This is a genomic window from Streptomyces hokutonensis (assembly GCF_000376565.1).
Taxonomy (GTDB): Bacteria; Actinomycetota; Actinomycetes; order Streptomycetales; family Streptomycetaceae; genus Streptomyces; species Streptomyces hokutonensis.
On the sequence record NZ_BARG01000068.1, the window covers coordinates 22,976 to 41,604 of the forward strand.

At 70.9% G+C, this 18,629-nt stretch carries 15 protein-coding genes; 3 read left to right on the forward strand and 12 right to left on the reverse strand.

Annotation, left to right across the window (positions count from 1 at the left end; translation table 11 throughout):
• Positions 1–54 precede the first annotated feature (54 nt).
• The 6 genes from SSP08S_RS38695 to SSP08S_RS38720 form a co-directional block, all read right to left on the reverse strand.
• Positions 55–801: a YcnI family copper-binding membrane protein gene (locus tag SSP08S_RS38695; protein WP_019073020.1), complete on the reverse strand. Its 747-nt coding sequence runs from the start codon at positions 799–801 to the stop codon at positions 55–57.
• Between the two features lie 39 nt (positions 802–840).
• A complete protein-coding gene (locus SSP08S_RS38700) occupies positions 841–1,443 on the reverse strand; it encodes a hypothetical protein (protein WP_019073021.1) in 603 nt (200 codons plus the stop codon).
• A 146-nt stretch (positions 1,444–1,589) separates the two neighbouring features.
• Positions 1,590–2,819 carry an MDR family MFS transporter gene (locus SSP08S_RS38705; RefSeq protein ID WP_019073022.1) on the reverse strand — a complete coding sequence of 410 codons (1,230 nt, stop codon included), beginning with the start codon at positions 2,817–2,819 and terminating at the stop codon, positions 1,590–1,592.
• Positions 2,816–5,299, reverse strand: coding sequence for an ABC transporter permease subunit (locus SSP08S_RS61295; RefSeq protein WP_019073023.1), 2,484 nt, complete (start codon positions 5,297–5,299; stop codon positions 2,816–2,818). Before SSP08S_RS61295 ends, SSP08S_RS38705 begins: the two co-directional genes overlap by 4 nt.
• Positions 5,300–5,302: 3 nt before the next feature.
• Positions 5,303–6,820 (reverse strand): ABC transporter substrate-binding protein, encoded by a 1,518-nt coding sequence (locus tag SSP08S_RS38715; protein WP_019073024.1) that lies wholly within the window; start codon positions 6,818–6,820, stop codon positions 5,303–5,305.
• Positions 6,817–7,353, reverse strand: coding sequence for a GNAT family N-acetyltransferase (locus tag SSP08S_RS38720; protein WP_019073025.1), 537 nt, complete (start codon positions 7,351–7,353; stop codon positions 6,817–6,819). The genes SSP08S_RS38715 and SSP08S_RS38720 overlap by 4 nt, the downstream gene beginning before the upstream one ends.
• Positions 7,354–7,489: 136 nt before the next feature.
• Between SSP08S_RS38720 and SSP08S_RS38725 the strand changes: the two genes are divergently transcribed.
• Together SSP08S_RS38725 and SSP08S_RS38730 are read left to right on the forward strand one after the other, a co-directional pair.
• Positions 7,490–8,437, forward strand: coding sequence for an ATP-binding protein (locus SSP08S_RS38725; protein ID WP_019073026.1), 948 nt, complete (start codon positions 7,490–7,492; stop codon positions 8,435–8,437).
• Between the two features lie 57 nt (positions 8,438–8,494).
• Positions 8,495–8,887: an SCO5389 family protein gene (locus SSP08S_RS38730; RefSeq protein WP_019073027.1), complete on the forward strand. Its 393-nt coding sequence runs from the start codon at positions 8,495–8,497 to the stop codon at positions 8,885–8,887.
• Here the strand turns inward: SSP08S_RS38730 and SSP08S_RS38735 are convergent.
• From SSP08S_RS38735 to SSP08S_RS38760, 6 genes are all read right to left on the reverse strand, one after another.
• Complete coding sequence (locus SSP08S_RS38735; protein ID WP_043260041.1) at positions 8,874–9,716, reverse strand: alpha/beta fold hydrolase; 843 nt, start codon at positions 9,714–9,716, stop codon at positions 8,874–8,876. The genes SSP08S_RS38730 and SSP08S_RS38735 overlap by 14 nt on opposite strands.
• Positions 9,717–10,024: 308 nt before the next feature.
• A complete protein-coding gene (locus SSP08S_RS38740) occupies positions 10,025–11,887 on the reverse strand; it encodes a discoidin domain-containing protein (protein WP_019073029.1) in 1,863 nt (620 codons plus the stop codon).
• 173 nt (positions 11,888–12,060) lie between these two features.
• Complete coding sequence (locus tag SSP08S_RS38745) at positions 12,061–13,419, reverse strand: GH1 family beta-glucosidase (protein ID WP_019073030.1); 1,359 nt, start codon at positions 13,417–13,419, stop codon at positions 12,061–12,063.
• A gap of 38 nt (positions 13,420–13,457) precedes the next feature.
• On the reverse strand, positions 13,458–14,318 hold the full coding sequence (locus SSP08S_RS38750) for a carbohydrate ABC transporter permease (RefSeq protein ID WP_078532652.1): 861 nt from the start codon (positions 14,316–14,318) through the stop codon (positions 13,458–13,460).
• Complete coding sequence (locus SSP08S_RS38755; protein ID WP_019073032.1) at positions 14,311–15,306, reverse strand: carbohydrate ABC transporter permease; 996 nt, start codon at positions 15,304–15,306, stop codon at positions 14,311–14,313. Before SSP08S_RS38755 ends, SSP08S_RS38750 begins: the two co-directional genes overlap by 8 nt.
• Before the next feature lie 8 nt (positions 15,307–15,314).
• A complete protein-coding gene (locus tag SSP08S_RS38760; protein WP_019073033.1) occupies positions 15,315–16,631 on the reverse strand; it encodes an ABC transporter substrate-binding protein in 1,317 nt (438 codons plus the stop codon).
• Positions 16,632–16,841: 210 nt separating this feature from the next.
• Between SSP08S_RS38760 and SSP08S_RS38765 the strand changes: the two genes are divergently transcribed.
• The gene (locus SSP08S_RS38765) at positions 16,842–18,608 is read left to right on the forward strand and encodes a pectate lyase-like domain-containing protein (RefSeq protein WP_019073034.1); all 1,767 of its coding nucleotides are present in this window, start codon (positions 16,842–16,844) and stop codon (positions 18,606–18,608) included.
• Positions 18,609–18,629: the final 21 nt, after the last annotated feature.

An 18,629-nucleotide genomic window follows, 5' to 3' on the forward strand; every position in this document is an offset into this window, starting at 1 on the left:
GATCCGGGCCCTTCGGCTTGCCGTACTACCCGTACGACTCGAGCGCTACGGCGGCTACGACCGCGGCGAGCGGCTGCGGACGACCGCGAAGGCGCCGGCCGCGAGGCCGAGGACGCCCACGATCAGCCCGGCGACGCCGAGCCCGCGGGCGGTCGAGTCGCTGCTCGAACCGCTCGACGAGGAGGCGGACGTCGTCTTCGTGGCGGTGGCCGCCGTGGAGGCCGAGGCGGCCGGGGTGCCGTCGCCGTCCTCGCTCTCCTTGGCGGTGAGCTTGAGGACGGGCGCCGGGTTCTCCGGCTCGTCCTCGCCCGCCGCGGCCTCCTCGATCCAGCGCACTACATCGCCGTCCGCGTAGGTCTGGAGCGTCTTGAACGTCAACTGGTCGGTGTCATCGGGCAGTTGGCCGAAGGCGACGTTGAAGTCCTCGAACTGTCCGGCGCCGATCTTCCCGCCGGTCCAGGTGATCTCGGAGACGGCGTCGGTGATGGTGCCGTCGTCGGTCTTGACCGGCGTCTTGAGCTTGCTGGTGGTGACCTTCGCGGTCCAGCCGTTCTGCGGGGTGACCAGCACGCCGAGGACGGGGTGGTCGGTGGGCAGAAAGACCTGGACCTTGGTGGTGCTGGACTTGTCCTCCTCGTTGGGGACCCGGAAGGTCAGCACTCCGTCCGTGGCTCCCTTGGCGTAGCTCTCGGGGTGGACGGTGACATGCGCGGAGGCGACGCCCGCGGCGGCCAGGACTCCGGCGGTGGCGAACGCGGCGACGGTGCCTGCGCGGCGCAGGGTGGTGCGGTATGCGGACATGGTGAGGTGATCTCCGTACGGGAAAAGGAAGTTGGCAGGTCAGACCGGGTACGGGATCGGGACCGGTGGACCTCTGCGGCTGACCGCGTGCCGCAGGAGGAGCTGGCGGAAGGGGGCCGCGTCGGCGCCGGTGCGTCCCGGACCCACCGTGCGCGCGGACAGGGGTGCGGGGGCGTCCCGCCACCAGGCCACCAGCCCGGGTACGAAGGCGACGGCCCAGCGCAGCAACGACCACAGGGCGGCCTCACCGCGCCGCAGCCACCAGGCCGCGACGAGGGCGGCGACGACATGCGCGGCCACGGCGTGCGGGGTCATCGCCTGCGTCTGCCGCATCGGGGCCATGGCGCCCCCCGACATGTGCGCCATCCCGGCCATCGCCATCCCGGCCCGGGGCCGCGCGAGGTCGAAGCCGAGGTGCAGCGCCGCCTGGGTGGCGAGCATGGCGGCACCGATGCCGGGCAGGGACCGTTCCCGACCGCCGAGCAGGAACCCCATGCCGAACACGGCGAGGAACCCGGCGCCGTCCGCCCACGGCGGGGGCGTCGCGCCGGTGGCGAGCCCGTGCCCGGCGGCAGCCAGCAGCACACACACCGCGGCGAACACCGCGGCGCGCAGGCTCCGTACCGCCGGGGATGCGCTCATGGTGACGGATCCTCCCACGGGCCGCTGCCGCCGTTGCCGTCGATGGCTGTTTAGGGGGCAGCTCATATCTGGTTCATGGCTTGGTACGGCGGTGACACGTGGGGCGTTCAGCGCGGGTGGGCCGACTCGTGCGCGGATTCGTCGATTTACCGGGATACGGCGGCCGGGGCACCCGCGCGGGGCAGCAGCGTGACCGCCGCGACCGGTACGGCGGCCAGCACCAGCCACGGAACGGCCGCGGGCAGTCCCGTGTCGAGGAGCGTGCCGGTGGCCGCACTGCCGAGGAGGACGATCAGCCCGGAGACGGAGGAAAGGGCCCCGGTGTAGAGACCGAGGCGGCCGGGTTCGGCGAGATCCGGGACCCAGGCGCGGGCGACGGGCGCGATGAGCATCTGGCCGAGGGTGAGCAGCACGACGAGGACGGTGGCGGGCAACAGCCCTGTCGTGCCGGTGAGTTGGGCGGGCCGGGCCACCGCGACGGCCGCGAATCCTACGGCGATCAGCAGCAGCCCGGCCGCCATGGACCGCCGTGGATCGAGCCGCTCCCCCGCCCACCGCGTGACCGGCAGCTGCGCGGTCACCACGAGCAGCGAGGACAGCGCGAACAGCCAGGCCAGCGGCGCCTGCGAGCCCGCCGCGCGCTCGACCTCCTCGGGGAGGGCCAGATAGAGCTGGTTGTAGGCGAGGAGATAGGCGCCGTAGGCACAACACAGCGCCAGGAAGGGCCGGTTGCGTACGAGAGCCCCCGTACCGCCCTTCTCCGTGACCCGCGTCCGCCCCGGGATGTGCTGCGGCAGCAGCCGGGCGTGCCCCGCGAGTACGAGCACGAAGATCCCGGCCCCGGCGAGACAGGTGACCCGGAAGTCCACCGAGAGCAGCAACGCACCGAGCAACGGCCCGACGAACGCCCCCACTTGACCCGCGACGGTGAACAGCGCGAGCACGCGCGCCCGTTGGCCTCCGCCTGTTGCCTCCCACTCGACGGCTTGGCGTGCGACCTCCGACTCGACGGCAGGCGAGAACAGTGCGGCGGCGAACCCGATGAGCAGGACGGCCCCGACGACCGCCAACGTCCGTTCGGCGTACCCGAGCCAGCCGAACCCGGCGATCCGCAGCACGCACCCCGCGAGCACCACGGGCCGCACCCCGTACCGGTCGGCCAGCGCCCCGCCCACCACGAACAGCCCCTGCTGACTGAAGGTCCGCAGCCCCAGCACCAGCCCGACGAGCCAGCCCGCCATGCCGATCACGTCCGCCAGATGCTCGGCGAGAAACGGCAGCACGGCGAAGAAGCCGAGGTTGAAGGCGAGTTGAGTGAGGATCAGCAGCCGGAGCAGCGGCGGGAGCGGAGTCCGTACGACGGTCGCCGTGCTCACCGGGCCGCCAACTTCCCTTGTCCTACGGCTCGTAGGCTGCCCGCCGCCGTCACCGCGAGGGCGCCGAGGAGGGCGAGTACGGCGGCGGGGGCGAGGACCGCCCAGGGGGCGCGTTCGGCGTAGGGCTGGTTCTCGGCGAGGAGCAAGCCCCATTCCGGGGAGGGCGGTTGGGCGCCGAGTCCGAGGAAGCCGAGCGACGCGAGAGCGAGGGCGACACCGGGCAGGCGGAGGAGCGCGTGCCGGGTGACGGGCGGCAGGACGGCGGGCAGCAGCGAACGGCGCAGGACGTGCCAACGGCCCGCGCCCAGGCCCCTGGTGGCGGTCACGTGCAGAGTCGCGCGCTCCTGGCGCAGCAGTGCGGAGGTGTGCGCTGCGAGGGGAGTCCAGGCCAGGAGGGCGACGGCGAGGGCGGGCGTACCGCTCCCGCTGCCGGCCACGGCGGTGACCAACAGGGCGGCGAGGACGGGCGGTACGGCGTTCACCGTATCGACGAGGGGTCCGGACAGCCGGGGCAGCAGTCCGAGCAGAACGCCGGTCACGAGCGCGGCGATGCTGATCGTCAGGGCGAGCAGCAGGGTGTCGACGGCTCCGTGGGCGATCCGCGCGAGGAGATCACGGCCGAGCGCGTCGGTGCCGAACGGGTGGGCCCAGGTGGGGTGTTGGAGGCGCAGGCGGGTGTTCAGGGCGAGGGGGTCGCGGGGCAGGCCGAGCGCGAGGACACCGAGGAGGAGGGTGCCGTACACAAGTGGCGGGATCCGCCGGGGTGTTGGGGCAGATCCGTGGAGCGAGGGCAGCGCCCCGGCTCGCAGTGCCGATCCGGCGAGGAGGCGAGTGGCGAGTTGACAGAGTCCGGCGGCGACGGCGGCGAGCAGGAGGAGGGCAAGGGCGCCGGCCTGGAGGACGGGGAGGTCCTGGGCCAGCGCGGCCTGGAGGGTCGTGCGGCCGAGGCCGGGGATGTCGAAGACCTGCTCGACGGCGACGGCCCCACCGGTCAGCCCGACGACGAACAGCCCCAGGTTCGGCAGCAGTCCGGGCAGACAGCGGCGTACGGCGTGGCGGGCAATGCGCCGCCCGGGCAGTCCGCGCGCCGCAGCGGCCCGCGCCCACGGCTCGGCGAAGGCACCGGGCAGCAGATCGTCGAGCAGCCGCCCCAGCACGGCCCCGGCGGGCAGCCCGAGGGCGAGCGCGGGCAACACGGTCCAGCGCGGCCCGAACCACCCGAGCGCGGGAAGCCACCCGAGCTGCACCCCAACGACGGTGGCGAGCACGGACGCGGTGAGGAACTCGGGGAGGGCGGCGAGGGCGGCGGAGGCGGTGCCGCCGGGGTGACTTGCGGGACCATCGGCGCGCCGGCGCGCGAGACGCCCCGGCGGAGCGCCGAGAACCGCGCCACCGCCGCCACCATGGCGGCCGCCTTCGTCGGAGCGCCCTGCGGGCCGGCCGCTGCGCTGCTCCGCGAGAACCCCGGGCAGCACGGCGCGAACCACGCCACCGACTTCACCATCGCCGGAACGCCCGGCGGACCGACCGTTGCGCCTCCGCGCGAGACCCCCGGACAGCCCGGCGCGCACCACACCACCGCCGCCGTCATCGGAACGCCCAGCGGACCGGCCGCTCTGCCGCTCCGCGAGAACCCCGGGGAGCACGGCACCAGCCGCGCCACCGACATCACCATCGCCGGAACGCCCGGCGAACCGGCCGCCGTTGCGCCTCCGCGCGAGACCCCGGGACAGCCCGGCGCGCACCACGCCACCGCCGCCGTCATCGGAACGCCCAGCGGACCGGCCGCTCTGCCGCTCCGCGAGAACCCCGGGGAGCACGGCACCAGCCGCGCCACCGACATCACCATCGCCGGAACGTCCAACGGGCCAGCCGACGCGCCCTTCCGCGAGCCCCTCGGGCAGCGCAGCGCGCACCACGCCACCGCCCCCGCCGGGCCGCTCCGCGCGACGATCAGCGCGTCCCCGCCCGAGAAACCCCAGCTGGGCAGCGCGTGGCGCCGCATCGTCGCCGCCGGACCGCCGTCCGAGAAACCCCGGAAGCACAGCGCGACCCGCACAACCGCTGCTGCCACCGGACCGCCCCACCGCACGCCCGCCGCGCCGCAGCGTGCCCGCGCACACCGCCCCGGCGGTCACCACGGCCACCACGAGCGCCGCACCCATCAACAGCAGGGACGCGCCCAGGGCTTGGAGTACTGCGGGCATGACCTCCGCGCCGGAGATCCACGAGCGGCCGGCGTCGCCGCGGGGGAGGCCGCCGAGCCACTGGGCGAGCAGGCGCAACGGGCCGTCGTCCAGGCCGAGTTGGGTGCGGATGGCGGTGAGGACCTCGGGGTCGGGGTCACGTTCCGCCGAGCGGGCCTTGAGTACGGTGAGCGCCGGGTCGGTGTGCGAGAGCCAGGGCAACAGGCCCACGGCGCAGACGAGTCCGGCCGCGAGAAGGGCGCGCCACAGCAGCGCGGTCGTGCGGTGCGGCATGGTTCAGCGCCGGGTTCCGGTGCCGACGAGGGTGCGCTCGTACGGGTCGAGGAGGACGCCCTCGACGGATCCGCCGACGCCGGTGACGACCCGCTGATGGACCAGCGGCACGACCGCGTCGGTGCCGAGGATCTCGGCCTCGGCCGCCATCGCGGCACTCTGCCGCGCGGAGGTGTCGGCGGCGGCCTCGGCCTTCGCCACGGCCCGGTCGACAGCCTTGTCGCACAGCAGGGCCAGGTTGTAGCCGCCGTCGCAGGTGTAGTCGCTGGCGAGCACGGCGACCGGATCCCCGGTGTCCACCAGGGTGTTGCGGGCCGCGACGAACGCGTCGAACTTCCCGGCCAGCGCGTCGCTCTCGATCCGCGAGTACTCGCGCACCTCCAACTCGACCCGGAATCCGGCCCTTTCCAGCTGCTGCTTCAACACCTGGGCCGCTTCGGGCAGTTCGGGCCGGTTGTCGTACGTGGCGAGGGTGATCGACGTCCCGTCGGGCACCGCCGCCTTCGCCCGCCCGACCGGCTGTTGGCGCTGGCCGGCGGCCCAGGTGACGGCGGGGCCGTAGATGCCCGTGCCCGCGTCGGCGTGACCTTCGTAGACGCCCTTGGCCAGCGCGCCGGTGTCGACGGCCTCGCGCACGGCGGCCCGGAGCTTCGGATCCTTGAACGGGCCTGTCCTGGTGTTGAGTTGGAGGCTCGTCGTGCGGGTGGTCGCGGTCTCCCGGCGCGTGGCCGTCTTGAGGGTCGCGGCCTGGGCGACGGGTATCGCCTCGGCCATGTCGACCTGCCCGGTGCGCAGCGCGTTGGTGCGGGCGGTGCCGTCGGCGATGAACCGCGCGTCGATGCCGGAGGCGTGGGCGAGGCCGCCCCAGTAGTCGTCGAAGCGGTCGAGGGTGGCGGCCGTGGACCCGGTGACCTTCGTCAGTTCGAAGGGACCGGTGGCGGTGCCGACCGGGTCGACGCGGCCCTTCGCGTTCTCGTAGGCCTTCGGGGAGAGGACGGCGAGGGCGGGACCGGCCAGCCTCAACGGCAGTACCGGATCAGGTGAGTTGGTGGTGACGCGCACCCGCGCGCCGCCCGCGGGCTCGGCGGTGAGGGTGACGCCGGAGAGGGCCGCGGGGGCGGGCTTCGCCTCGGTGGCGTGGGTGAGCGCGGTGGCCACGCGGGCCGGGGTCACGTCGGTGCCGTCCTGGAAGGTGGCCTCGCGCAGGGTGAACAGCCAGCTGCGGTCGCTCTCCCGCTGCCAGGACCGGGCCAGCGCGGGGGTGGCGGAGCCGTTGGCGTCCAGGGAGGTCAGGCCCTCGGTCACACCGAGCCGGCTGAGGATGGTGGCGTCGGCGCCGTACGGGGAGAGGTTCTCGGCGGGCGGGAACGCGAGAGCGACGCGCAGCCGCGAACCGGACTTCCCGGCCGTCTCCCCGCTCTCCTCCCCGGCGGAGGCGAAACAGCCGGTGAGCAGCGGGGCGAGGGCGAGCCCAAGGAGCAGTCGGGCAGGGCGGGTTCGTCGGAATCGCATCGCGGTCATCGCTCCATCGCCAGTTCGAAGTGCACGATTCCCTGCCCGCCGGCCGGGTCGTCGCGCTCGTCGTGCACGACCTTGCCGAGCGACCGCCAGAAGGCCTCGGCGCCGGGCACGGCGGGGTCGGTGTGCAGATAGGCGGCGCGGTAGCCGCCGTCGGCCGCGGCGAACGCGAGGAGTTCGGCGACGAGGTGCCGGGCGAGGCCGCGGCGGCGGTGCGCGGGGCGGACGTAGACGCGGCGCAGTTGCGCGGTCTCGCCGGAGGGGTAGCGCTCGGCGAGCTCGCGCGGGTTCGGCGGATGGACCGGTCCACGGGAGTCGAGCGCGGCGGTGGCGACGACCGTGCCCTCGGCTGGGTCGAGCGCCACGAGGAGGGTGTGGCGGGCCGGGGCGAGGTAGGCGGCGGCCGGGTCGATGATGTCGGCGTGCCAGCGGGGCACATAGCCGGTGGCGAAGTCGCGGTAGACGGTGTCGAGCATCACGGCACGCGCACCGTCGAGGTCGTCCGGGCCTGCCGCCCTGATGCAGTATCCAAGCACTTGCACATCTTATGCATTAAGACTCCCGTCCTTGATCACTCTCGTGATCGCTCTCGATTTGACAGCCCGGCGGCCGACCCCTAAAACCTAGCCACATGACATTCATTTTCAAAACCGCGAAAGCGGCGGACCGGTAGTGCGCGTCGCGTTCGTCGGCAAGGGCGGCAGCGGAAAGACCACGCTGTCGGCCCTCTTCGCCCGCCACTTGGAACGCTCCGGCGCCCCCGTGCTCGCCATCGACGGCGACATCAACCAGCACCTGGCCGAGGCCCTGGCCCCCGGCACCGAACCGGTCACCGCCCCACCCCTGGCCGAGCACCTGACCGAACTCAAGGACTTCCTGCGCGGCACCAACCCGCGCGTCGCCTCCCCCGAGGCCATGATCAAGACCACCCCGCCGGGGCGCGGCTCACGCCTGCTGCGGCTGCTCGGCGACGACGAGGTGCACGCCCGGCACGTGGTCCGGGCGGGTGACGTACCGCTGATGGCGACGGGCGAGTTCGCGGAGAGCGACCTCGGGGTGGCCTGCTACCACTCCAAACTCGGCGCGGTGGAGCTGTACTTGAACCACCTCGTCGACACCCCCGGCGAGTACGTGGTGGTCGACATGACGGCGGGCGCCGACGCCTTCGCCTCCGGCCTGTTCACCCGCTTCGACCTCACCTTCCTGGTGGCCGAACCCACCCGCAAGGGCGTCTCCGTCTACCGCCAGTACCGGGACCACGCACGGGAGTTCGGGATCCGGCTCGCCGTGATCGGCAACAAGGTGACCGGCGAGGACGACCTGCTCTTCCTCAAACAAGAGGTGGGCGACGACCTGTTGACCCACCTGGTCCACTCCCCCGCCGTCCGCGCCGCCGAACAGGGCCGGTCGGAGGGCGAGTTGGAGCCGCACAACGCGCACGCCCTGCGTCTGCTGCGCGAGGCCGTGGACTCCTGCCCCCGGGACTGGCCGACCCTGCACCGCCACGCCGTCGAGTTCCATCTGCGCAACGCGCGGGCCTGGGCGGACCGGGCGACGGGCCTCGACCTGGCCGCCCAGGTGGACCCGGGCTACGTTCCGGGCCCACCGGCACTGACCTGACGACCACCCCACCCCACCCCCCACCACTCCCAACTACCCGACAGGACACCCCTTTTCATGTCTCTCGACGTCTCCCCGAAGCTCCTCGCCGAAGCCGAACACGGTGACATCCGCGAGGCGGACTTCGTGGACACGGTCCGCACGTCCCTGCCGTACGCCTACGACCTCGTCGCCGGCCTCGCCGCCGAACTCCACGACGGCACGGCGGAGTTCACCGACAACCAGACCCCGCCGCCGTCCGAGAAGGAACGCGGCCAACTCCTGCGGGCGCTGGCCAGCGACGCGATCCGGGGCAGCCTGGAGCGCCACTTCGGGGTGGCCCTGGCCTTCCAGAACTGCCACCGGGTGGCAGCGTTCCGGCCGACCGCGCGGGACGGCGAGACGTATGCCAAGTTCACTTCACTGCGGTCCCAAGTACTGAACCAGTCACCGGAGTTCAGGGACTGCTGACCGGCAGCACCAGCGCGACGAACCGCTCGGCGTCGTCCAGCCACGGCATGTGTCCGGCGCCGGGCTGGATCACGAACTCGGCGTTCGGGAACAGTTCCGCGTACCGGGCCAGCACCTGCGGCGGGGCGGAGATGTCGAACTCCCCGGCGAGGACACGCACCGGGGAGGTGAAACTGGCCAGCGCCGCGCGGGTGTCGGCCGGACCGAAGGCGCCTTCGGCGGCGTAGACGGCCGCGGCCTCCGCGTTCTTCTCCTTCGCGTCGGCCTCCTCGAAGGCCCGCGCCGTCTCGTCCCAACGGGCGTGGGCGAAGGGCGAGATGGCCTCCCAGGAGTCGGGCGTGGCCCGCCCGGCGGTGATCTCCTCCAGGGCGGCGAACGCGGGTCCGAACCACGGTTCGGACCCGCGCAGCCGCGCGACCGCCAGCCGGTCCTCGGCCGAGATCTGGATACCGACCGCGTAGACGCTGGGGGCGACCAGCGTCAGCCGGGCCACCCGGTCCGGGTGGCGGGCCGTGTACAGCGCGGCCAGATTCGCGCCGGCCGAGTGCGCGAGCAGATCGATCCGCTCCAGGCCGAGGTGTTCACGCAGCGCCTCGACGTCGTCCACGAGCCGGTCGCAGCGGTACGACGCGGGGTCCTCGGGCACCGCCGACGCACCCGTGCCCCGCAGGTCCAGCCGGATCAGCCGCCGATGGGCGGTCAGACCGCCCAGGGTGCCGAGGTAGGCCGAGTCCCGCATCGGTCCACCCGGCAGGCAGACCAGGGGCGGGCCGTCGCCGGAGACGTGTGCGGCGAGGCGGGTTCCGTCGGGTGCGGTGAAGGTCGGCATGGGCGTGAGCGTGTCAGGGGGCGGGAGGTGCGGCAACTTGATTCCGGGGCGCAGAGCGAACAGCAACCCGATTCCCGGGCGCGGAGCGAGCAGCCACCGGAATCCCGGGCGCGGAGCGAGCGGCCACCGGAATCCGGGCGCGGCGCATAGGGGATACAGGATCGCGGCGCACGGCGCATACGGGATACAGGATCGCCGGGCACGGTGCATACGGCATACCGGATCGCGAGGCGCGCTGCATACGGGATATCGGAACGCCGCGCGGCGAACGGGCCGGTCCGGTTCCGCGCTCCGGACCGGCCCAGCTCTCACTTCTTCTGTTCGACCCGCACCCAGTCCACCTCCGCCTGCACTCCCCCGGCCGCGACCTTGTCGACGCTCGACTGCGGCAGGCCCCAGTACGGCGTGGTCACCTGGTTCCAGCCGGCCGGATACGCGCCGCCCAGGGCGAGGTTGAGGATGACGTACTGGTTGTGGTCGAAGACCCACTGGCCGCGGGTCGATTCGAGTTTGTTGCGGGTGGTCTCCTGGACGAGGTTGTCGTCGACGTAGAAGCGCATCGCGGTCGGCGTCCATTCGACGGCGTACGTGTGCCACTGGTCGGCGGTGCCGCCGTTCGGGTAGGTCTGGCGGGCGCCGATGTTGCCGTCGGCGGAGTAGCCGGGGCCGTGGAGGGATGTGCTCGTCCAGTTCGCGTAACCGATGTTCTCCATGATGTCCGTCTCGCCGGAGGCGGGCCAGGAGACCGACGGGTTGTCGACGTTGCTGCCGAGCAGCCAGAAGGCGGGCCAGAATCCGTCGCCGACCGGGAGCTTCATGCGGGCACTGACCTTGCCGTACGTGAAGTCGAAGTGGGTGCTGGTGTCGATGCGGCCCGATGTGAAGTCGTAGGTGCCGCCGCCCGCCTGGGTGCAGCCCTTGCAGTACTTCGCCGCGAGGACCAACTCACCGTTCTGCGTGCGGACGTTGTCCGTCGAGTCGACGTAGGCCTGGGACTCGCCGTTGACCGGGCCCATCTCCGTGCCGGTCCGCACGACCCGCCACTTGGAGCGGTCCAGGGCGGCGGAGGTGAAGTCGTCGAAGAACGTCGTCTGGTACGTGCCCGACTGGTCGCCGGGCAGGGCGGGGTAGGCCGCCGCCGCGTTGCCGCCGGTGCCCCAGACCTGGAACTCGTAGAGCGAGTAGCCGAATTGGGCCGTGTAGGGCGCCGGGTTGTAGAAGGAACGGCGTTCCTTGCCGAGCATACGGACGTAGCGGCCGGTCACGGGTTGGGGCAGGGTCACCGTGTCGTGGCGGCCGGTCGCGTCGGCGGGGGCCTGGATGTTCGCGCGGCGGGCCGCGATGTCCGCGGCGGAGGGTTCGTACACCGTGCGCCAGGTCGTGTTGTCGTCGGAGACCTGGAGCAAGTAGTCGACGGCGTAGGCGGATTCCCAGTAGAAGTCGACCGTGTCGATCGTCGAGCTGGCGCCGAGGTCCACCGAGACCCAGCGGTCGGCGTTCCAGTCGCTGGACCAACGGGTCGCGTCGTCCTTGAAGTTGGCGGGCCAGCCGCCGTCGGTGACGTACGCCGGTGAATTGCCGTTGTGCTGGTAGTAGTTGGAGTACGCGGGGTGGTTCAGGGCGAGGTTGGTGCGGGTCGTGGACGCGGGGGCCGCCTCGCCGCCGTAGACCTTGAAGGAGTAGAGCGAGTAGCCGTAGGGCGTGGACCGTTCCAGGCCGCGCAGGCGGATGTAGCGGCCCGTCACCTCCTGGGGGTACGTGCTCGTGGTGACCGAGCCGCCGGTGCCGGCCGTCTCCGTGTAGAAGGGCGTCCAGTCGGTGCCGTTCTTCGAGATCTCCAGGACGTATCTCTTGCCGTAGGCGGCCTCCCAGTCGAGGGTGACGCGGTCGACGCGGAGGGTGGTGCCGAGGTCGAGGCGGATCCAGGCGTCGTCGGCGAAGTTGCTGGACCAGCGGGTGGCGCCGTCGCCGTCGAAGGCGAGGCCGGGGGTGGTGCCGGCGTTCTCGCTGCCGGAGGCGGTGACGGCGGCCGGGTTCGCGGCGTAGGCGGCCGCCGCTCGGTCGGTGTCCCAGGTCGCCGCGGCGGCCTGCGGGGCGGGGGCGGCGAGGGCCGGGGTGGCGACGAGCAGGGTCAGTGCGGTGAGCGCCGTGAGCAGGGTGCGGGTTCGCATGCGGGTCTCCTTGAGGGGCGGATCTCCTTCTGGGGGTGCTCGTGCTGACGTGCGCATGACATACACGGGATTGACGGTGCTGATAAGACTCATGGGGCTGATGAGACTCATGGGGCTGTTGGTGCCCCGGTGGGCGCGGGCTCCCCCGCCCGCACCCACCGGGGCGGTCTCGGTCAGGCCGCGCGCCGGGCCCGGCTGCGGTGGTCGCGGATGATCTCCGCGTACCGGTGGCCGGTGCCCTTGATCGTGCGGACCTGGGTGTCGTAGTCGACGTGGACCAGTCCGAAGCGCTTCTCGTAGCCGTACGCCCACTCGAAGTTGTCGAGCAGCGACCAGGCGAAGTAGCCGGCCAGCGGGGCGCCCTTGCGGGCCGCCGAGGCACAGGCGGCGAGGTGCTGGACCAGGTAGTCCTGGCGTTCCGGGTCGTCGACGGTGCCGTCGGGGCGTACGACGTCGGGGAACGCGGAGCCGTTCTCGGTGACGTAGATCCGGCGCGGGTCGTACTCCTCGGTGAGGCGCAGCAGCAGGGTCTCGATGCCGGAGGCGTCGATCTCCCAGTCCATGCCGGTGCGCGGGACGCCGAGGCGGCGGACGGCACGGGTGTAGGGGGCGGGGCCGGTGGGGTCGTCGGCGACGGTCGCCGGGAAGTAGTAGTTCAGGCCGAGCCAGTCCAGCGGGGCGGCGATGGTCGCCAAGTCGCCCGGTTGTTCCGGGAGTTCGACGCCGTAGGTCTCGACCATGTCGGCGGGGAAGCCGCGGCCGTGGACCGGGTCGAGCCACCAGCGGTTGACGTGGCCGTCCTGCCGGCGCGCGGCCTGGACGTCCTCGTCGCGGTCGCTGGCGGGGTACACCGTGGAGAGGTTGTTGACGATGCCGACCTGGGCGTTCGGGGCGGCGGCGCGGATCGCCTGGACGGCGAGGCCGTGGCCGAGGAGCAGGTGATAGGAAGCGCGGACGGCCGCCGTTAGATCGGTCCAACCCGGGGCCATCTTGCCTTCGAGGTGGCCGATCCAGGCCGAGCAGGAGGGCTCGTTGAGGGTGGTCCAGTGGGTGACGCGGTCACCGAGGCGTTCGGCGACGACCGAGGCGTACGCCGCGAAGTGCTCGGCGGTGGCGCGCTCGGGCCAGCCGCCACGGTCCTGGAGCGCCTGGGGCAGGTCCCAGTGGTAGAGGGTGGCGGAGGGCGTGATGCCCGCTTCCAGGAGTCCGTCCACCAACTCGTCGTAGAACGCGAGGCCCTTGGGGTTGACCGGGCCGTCGCCACCCGGGAGCACCCGGGGCCAGGCGATCGACAACCGGTAGGCGTTGGCGCCGAGTTGGCGCATCAGGCCGATGTCCTCGCGCCAGCGGTGGTAGTGGTCGCAGGCGACGTCGCCGTTGTCGTCGTTGTCGATCTTGCCGGGGGTGTGCGAGAAGGTGTCCCAGATCGACGGCGAACGCCCGTCCTCGGCGACGGCTCCCTCGATCTGGTACGCCGCGGTGGCCGTGCCCCACAGGAAGTCGTGCGGGAGTGCGGCGAAGTCGATGGTCACTGAAGTCCCTTTACGGTCAGCGGAGTTGGTCGGGTCGGTCACTTGACGGCGCCCGCCGTCAGCCCGGCGACGAGATAGCGCTGCAGCAGCAGGAAGCCGGCGACCACGGGCACGCTGACGACCAGCGAGGCGGCCATGATCTGGTTCCAGTACACGTCGTTGAGCGTGGAGTAGCCCTGGAGTCCGACGGCGAGCGTGCGGGTGGAGTCGTTGGTCATGACGGAGGCGAAGAGCACTTCCCCCCACGCGGTCATGAAGGCGTAGACGGCGACCGCGACGATGCCGGGGATCGCGGCCGGTACGACGACCCGCAGCAGCGCGCCCAGCGGACCGCAGCCGTCCACCAGCGCCGCCTCGTCGAGGTCCTTCGGGACGGAGTCGAAGTAGCCGATCAGCATCCAGATGGAGAAGGGCAGGGAGAAGGTCAGATACGTCAGGATCAGGCCGCCGCGCGAGCCGAACAGGGCGATGCCCGTGGCGTTGCCGATGTTGACGTAGAGGAGGAACAGCGGGAGGAGGAAGAGGATGCCCGGGAACATCTGGGTCGACAGGACGGTGACCGTGAAGACGCGTTTGCCGCGGAACTCGTAGCGGCTCACCGCGTATGCGGCGAAGACCGCGATGACCACCGAGCAGACCGTCGCGGCGACGGACACGATCAGCGAGTTCATGAAGTACTTCGCGAGCGGGACCGTCGACCAGATGTCGATGTACGGGCGGATCGTGAGCCCGCTCGGCAGCCAGCGGAACTTGCCCGTGACGTCCGAGAGCGGTTTCAGGGAGCTGGAGAGCATGACGTACACCGGCACCAGGACGAAGCCGGTGAGCAGGGTGAGGAAGATCCGCCGCGACCAGATGAAGGAGCGGGGCGGCGCCATGGGCGAGGTGGGGCTAGACATCGGCGGTTTTCCGTCCGCGTGAGGTGAACACGAGATACACGCCGGTGACGACGAGCAGGAAGAGGAGCAGCAGGACCGACATCGCCGAGCCGGTGCCGAAGTTCCAGGTGACGAACGACGCCTGGTAGATGTGCACCGAGATGAGGTCCGCGGCCTCGGGGGCCGACCTGCCGAACAGGACGTACGGCGTGTTGAAGTCGTTGAACGTCCACAGGAACAGCACCAGGACCAGCACCTGGTTGACCGGGCGCAGCGACGGCAGGGTGATGCGGCGGATCTGCTGCAGGCGTCCCGCGCCGTCGATGGAGGCGGCCTCGTACAGTTCCTTGGGGATGTTCTGCAGGCCAGCCATCACGATGAGGAAGGCGAACGGCCAGCCCTTCCAGACCGACACGATCAGCAGCGCGTAGAAGCTGTTGTCGCCGATCAGCCAGAACGACGGCTTGTCGGTGAGGTGCAGCTGGTCGTGCAGGACGTGGTTCACCAGGCCGTTGTCGTGCTGGAACATGAACACCCAGGTGATGACGGCCGCGTAGACCGGCAGCGCGTACGGGATGAGAAAGAGCGCTCTCAGAAAGCCACGGCCGCGGAAGGTGTCCTGCATGTAGATCGCGGCGACCGTGCCGATCAGCCAGCAGAAGCCGACCGAGAGCAGGGTGAAGCCGACGGTGACGAAGAAGGAGTGGAGGAGCGCCTTGCCCACAGGGGCGTCGAAGTCGACCGACACCTTGTAGTTGTCGAAGCCGGACCAGGGCGCGGTGCCCCAGTCGCGGATGTAGAACTGGGTGAGTTCCTTGAAGCTCATGACGATGCCGATGACCATCGGCACCAGGTGGACCAGGAGTTCGAGGACCAGGGCGGGCAGGAGCAGCAGGTAGGGCAGTCCGATACGGCGGATCCGTTCGCCGCGCCGCCGGCGCGGGCCGGGGGCCGCCGGGTCGGAAGGGTTCTTCCGCACGGCGGCCTCCGGGGTGACAGTGCTCGTCACAGTCGCACTCACTTCGCCGGCATCTGCTGCTGGGCCTTTTCGAGCTCCGCCTTCACGGAGGCGGTGGTGACCGCGCGTCCGGCGGCGGCGTCGGCGAACAGGTTCTTGACGGCCGTACCGACCGCCGTCTCGAACTGCGACTCGTCGGCGACCTGCGGCAGCGCGGCGGCGCTGGTGGCGAGGGTGTTCTTCAGGACCGAGTTCGCCGGGGTGTTGAACGCGGTGTCCTCCTGCGCGGCCTTCACCGGCGGGATGGAGCTGTAGGCGGTGTTGAGGATCTTCTGCTCGGCGTCGCTCGTCATGAACTTCACGAACTTGGTGGAACCGTCCAAGTTGTCCGTGTTCTTGAAGACGGCCAGGTTGATGCCGGCCACCATCGAGTTGACCTGGGTGCCGGTGCCGGGGGTGCCGGACTGCACGGGTATCGGGGCGATGCCGTACGCGCTGTCGCTCATGCCCTGCGACTTGAGGTTGGCGGACGCGGACTGCCACATCAGCATCGCCGTCTTGCCCTTGGCGAAGTCGCTGACGGACTGGTTCTGCGCGTACTCGGCGTTGCCGACCGGGATGACCTTGTCCTTGGCCATCAGGTCCACGTACTGCTTGACGGCGGCCACGACGCCGTCGTTGGTGAAGTCGGCCTTGCCGTCGGCGGTGAAGAAGTCGGCGCCGTGCTGCTTGGCGAAGACGAAGGTGTGGTGGATGTTCTCGGAGACGTTGGCGCCCTCGGCGCCGAGGACCTGCTTGCCCTTCGCCTCGATCTTCTTGCCGTCGGCGACCAACTCGGCCCAGGTGGCGGGGGGTTGGGCGATGCCCGCGTCGGCGAAGATCTGCTTGTTGTAGTAGAGCGCGTACGCCATCGAGTACAGCGGGACGGCGGCCGGGTCCTTGCCCACGGCGCCGGTCGAGCCGAGCGCGGAGTCGACGAAGCGGTCCTTGCCGCCGATCTTCGCGAAGTTGGCCGCGTTCCACGGCAGGAAGGCGCCGGTGGCCTGGAGGGAGGCGCTCCAGGTGTTGCCGATGTTCAGGACGTCGGGGCCCTGGCCGGAAGTCGTCGCGGTCAGGATGCGGTTGAGCAGGTCGGACCAGGGCACGACCTCCAGCTTCACCGTGATGCCGGTCTGCTTCTTGAACTTGTCGAGCTCGGGCTGCAGGACCTTCTTGTCGATCGCGATGCTGGCGCCCTGGTTGGAGGCCCAGTAGGTGAGCGTCTTGGGCGAGTCGTTGGATCCCCCACCCGTGGACGAACCGCCTCCGCAGGCCGTGGCCGCAAGGGCGAGTGACATGGTGACGGCGCCTACGGCCGCGGCTCGGATGCTGCGCATACTCCGGGTGTCCCTTCAGGGAATGCACTCACGACTTAATTTAGGACGTGAGTTAAACCTCGGAAGCCAGAGGCGTCAAGAGTTTGGACGCCACTCGTCGAACTCGGTCGTACCTCTTGACGACCGCGTTCACGGACCTGAAGCATTCCCCCGCGAGAGAGCGCTCCCAACCCCACCGGCGTTCATTTCATGAACAAGGAGAGCCGCGACATGTCCTCAGTGCCCCGCAGAACCGTCCTCGGTGCGGCCGCCGCCGTGTCCGCCCTGGCCGGGCTGCCCGCAACCGCCTCCGCCGCCCCCGCAACTCCCTCCGCGAACAAGCCACTTGCTCTTCCGGGTGGCGGCGATCTCGGCCCCAACGTGATCGTCTTCGACCCGTCGACCGCCGGCATCCAGGCCAAGCTGGACCAGGTCTTCGCCCAGCAGGAGACCGCCCAGTTCGGCACCGGCCGCTACGCCTTCTTCTTCAAGCCCGGCACCTACTCCGGGCTCAACGCCCAGCTCGGCTTCTACACCTCGATCGCGGGCCTCGGCCTCTCCCCCGACGACACCACCATCAACGGTGACGTCACCGTCGACGCGGGCTGGTTCAACGGCAACGCCACCCAGAACTTCTGGCGGTCGGCGGAGAACCTCGCGCTCGTGCCCGTCAGCGGAACCAACAGGTGGGCCGTGGCTCAGGCGGCCCCCTTCCGCCGTATGCATGTGCGCGGCAGCCTCAACCTCGCCCCGAACGGCTACGGTTGGGCCAGCGGCGGCTACATCGCCGACAGCCGGATCGACGGCCAGGTCCAGCCGTATTCGCAGCAGCAGTGGTACACCCGCGACAGCGTGATCGGCAGCTGGCTCAACGGCGTCTGGAACATGGTCTTCTCGGGCGTCCAGGGCGCACCGGCACAGGGCTTCCCGAACCCGGTGTACACCACGCTCGCCACGACCCCGGTCTCCCGCGAGAAGCCCTTCCTCTACCTCAACGGCACCGAGTACCGCGTCTTCCTCCCCGAGAAGCGCACCAACGCCAGCGGTGTGACCTGGGGCAACGGCACCCCGCGCGGCACCTCGCTGTCGCTGTCGCAGTTCTACGTCGCGAAGCCGGGCGTCACGGCGGCGACCCTCAACCAGGCGCTCACGCAGGGACTCCACCTCCTGCTGACCCCCGGGATCTACCACCTGGACCAGCCGATCCAGGTGAACCGCGCCAACACCGTTGTGCTGGGCCTGGGTTACGCAACTCTGGTCCCCGACAACGGAGTTACGGCCCTCAAGACCGCCGACGTCGACGGCGTACGGCTGGCCGGGTTCCTGATCGACGCGGGTACGGTCAACTCGTCGACGCTGCTGGAAGTCGGGCCTGCGGGCACGACGACGGACCACTCCGCCAACCCGACCACCGTGCAGGACGTGTTCGTCCGCATCGGCGGCGCGGGCGCGGGCAAGGCCACCACCAGCGTGGTGATCAACAACCGGCACACCATCGTCGACCACACCTGGCTCTGGCGGGCCGACCACGGCACGGGCATCGGCTGGGACGTCAACCGGGCCGACTACGGCCTCGTCGTCAACGGCGCCGACGTGCTGACCACCGGTCTGTTCGTGGAGCACTTCAACAAGTACGACGTCCAGTGGAACGGCGAGCGGGGCCGCACGATCTTCTTCCAGAACGAGAAGGCGTACGACGCCCCGAACCAGGCGGCCATCCAGAACGGCTCGATCAAGGGCTACGCGGCCTACAAGGTCGGTGACAACGTGACCGTGCACGAGGGCTGGGGCCTGGGCAGTTACTGCTACTACAACGTCGACCCGACGATCGTGCAGCACAACGGCTTCGCGGCCCCCAACCGTTCGGGCGTGAAGTTCCACGACCTGCTGGTCGTCTCGCTCGGCGGGCAGGGCCAGTACGAACACGTCATCAACGAGACGGGGGCGGCGACTTCGGGCACGTCGACGATCCCGTCCACGGTGGTGTCGTACCCCTGAGGTCGTGGCGGGTGCGGGCCG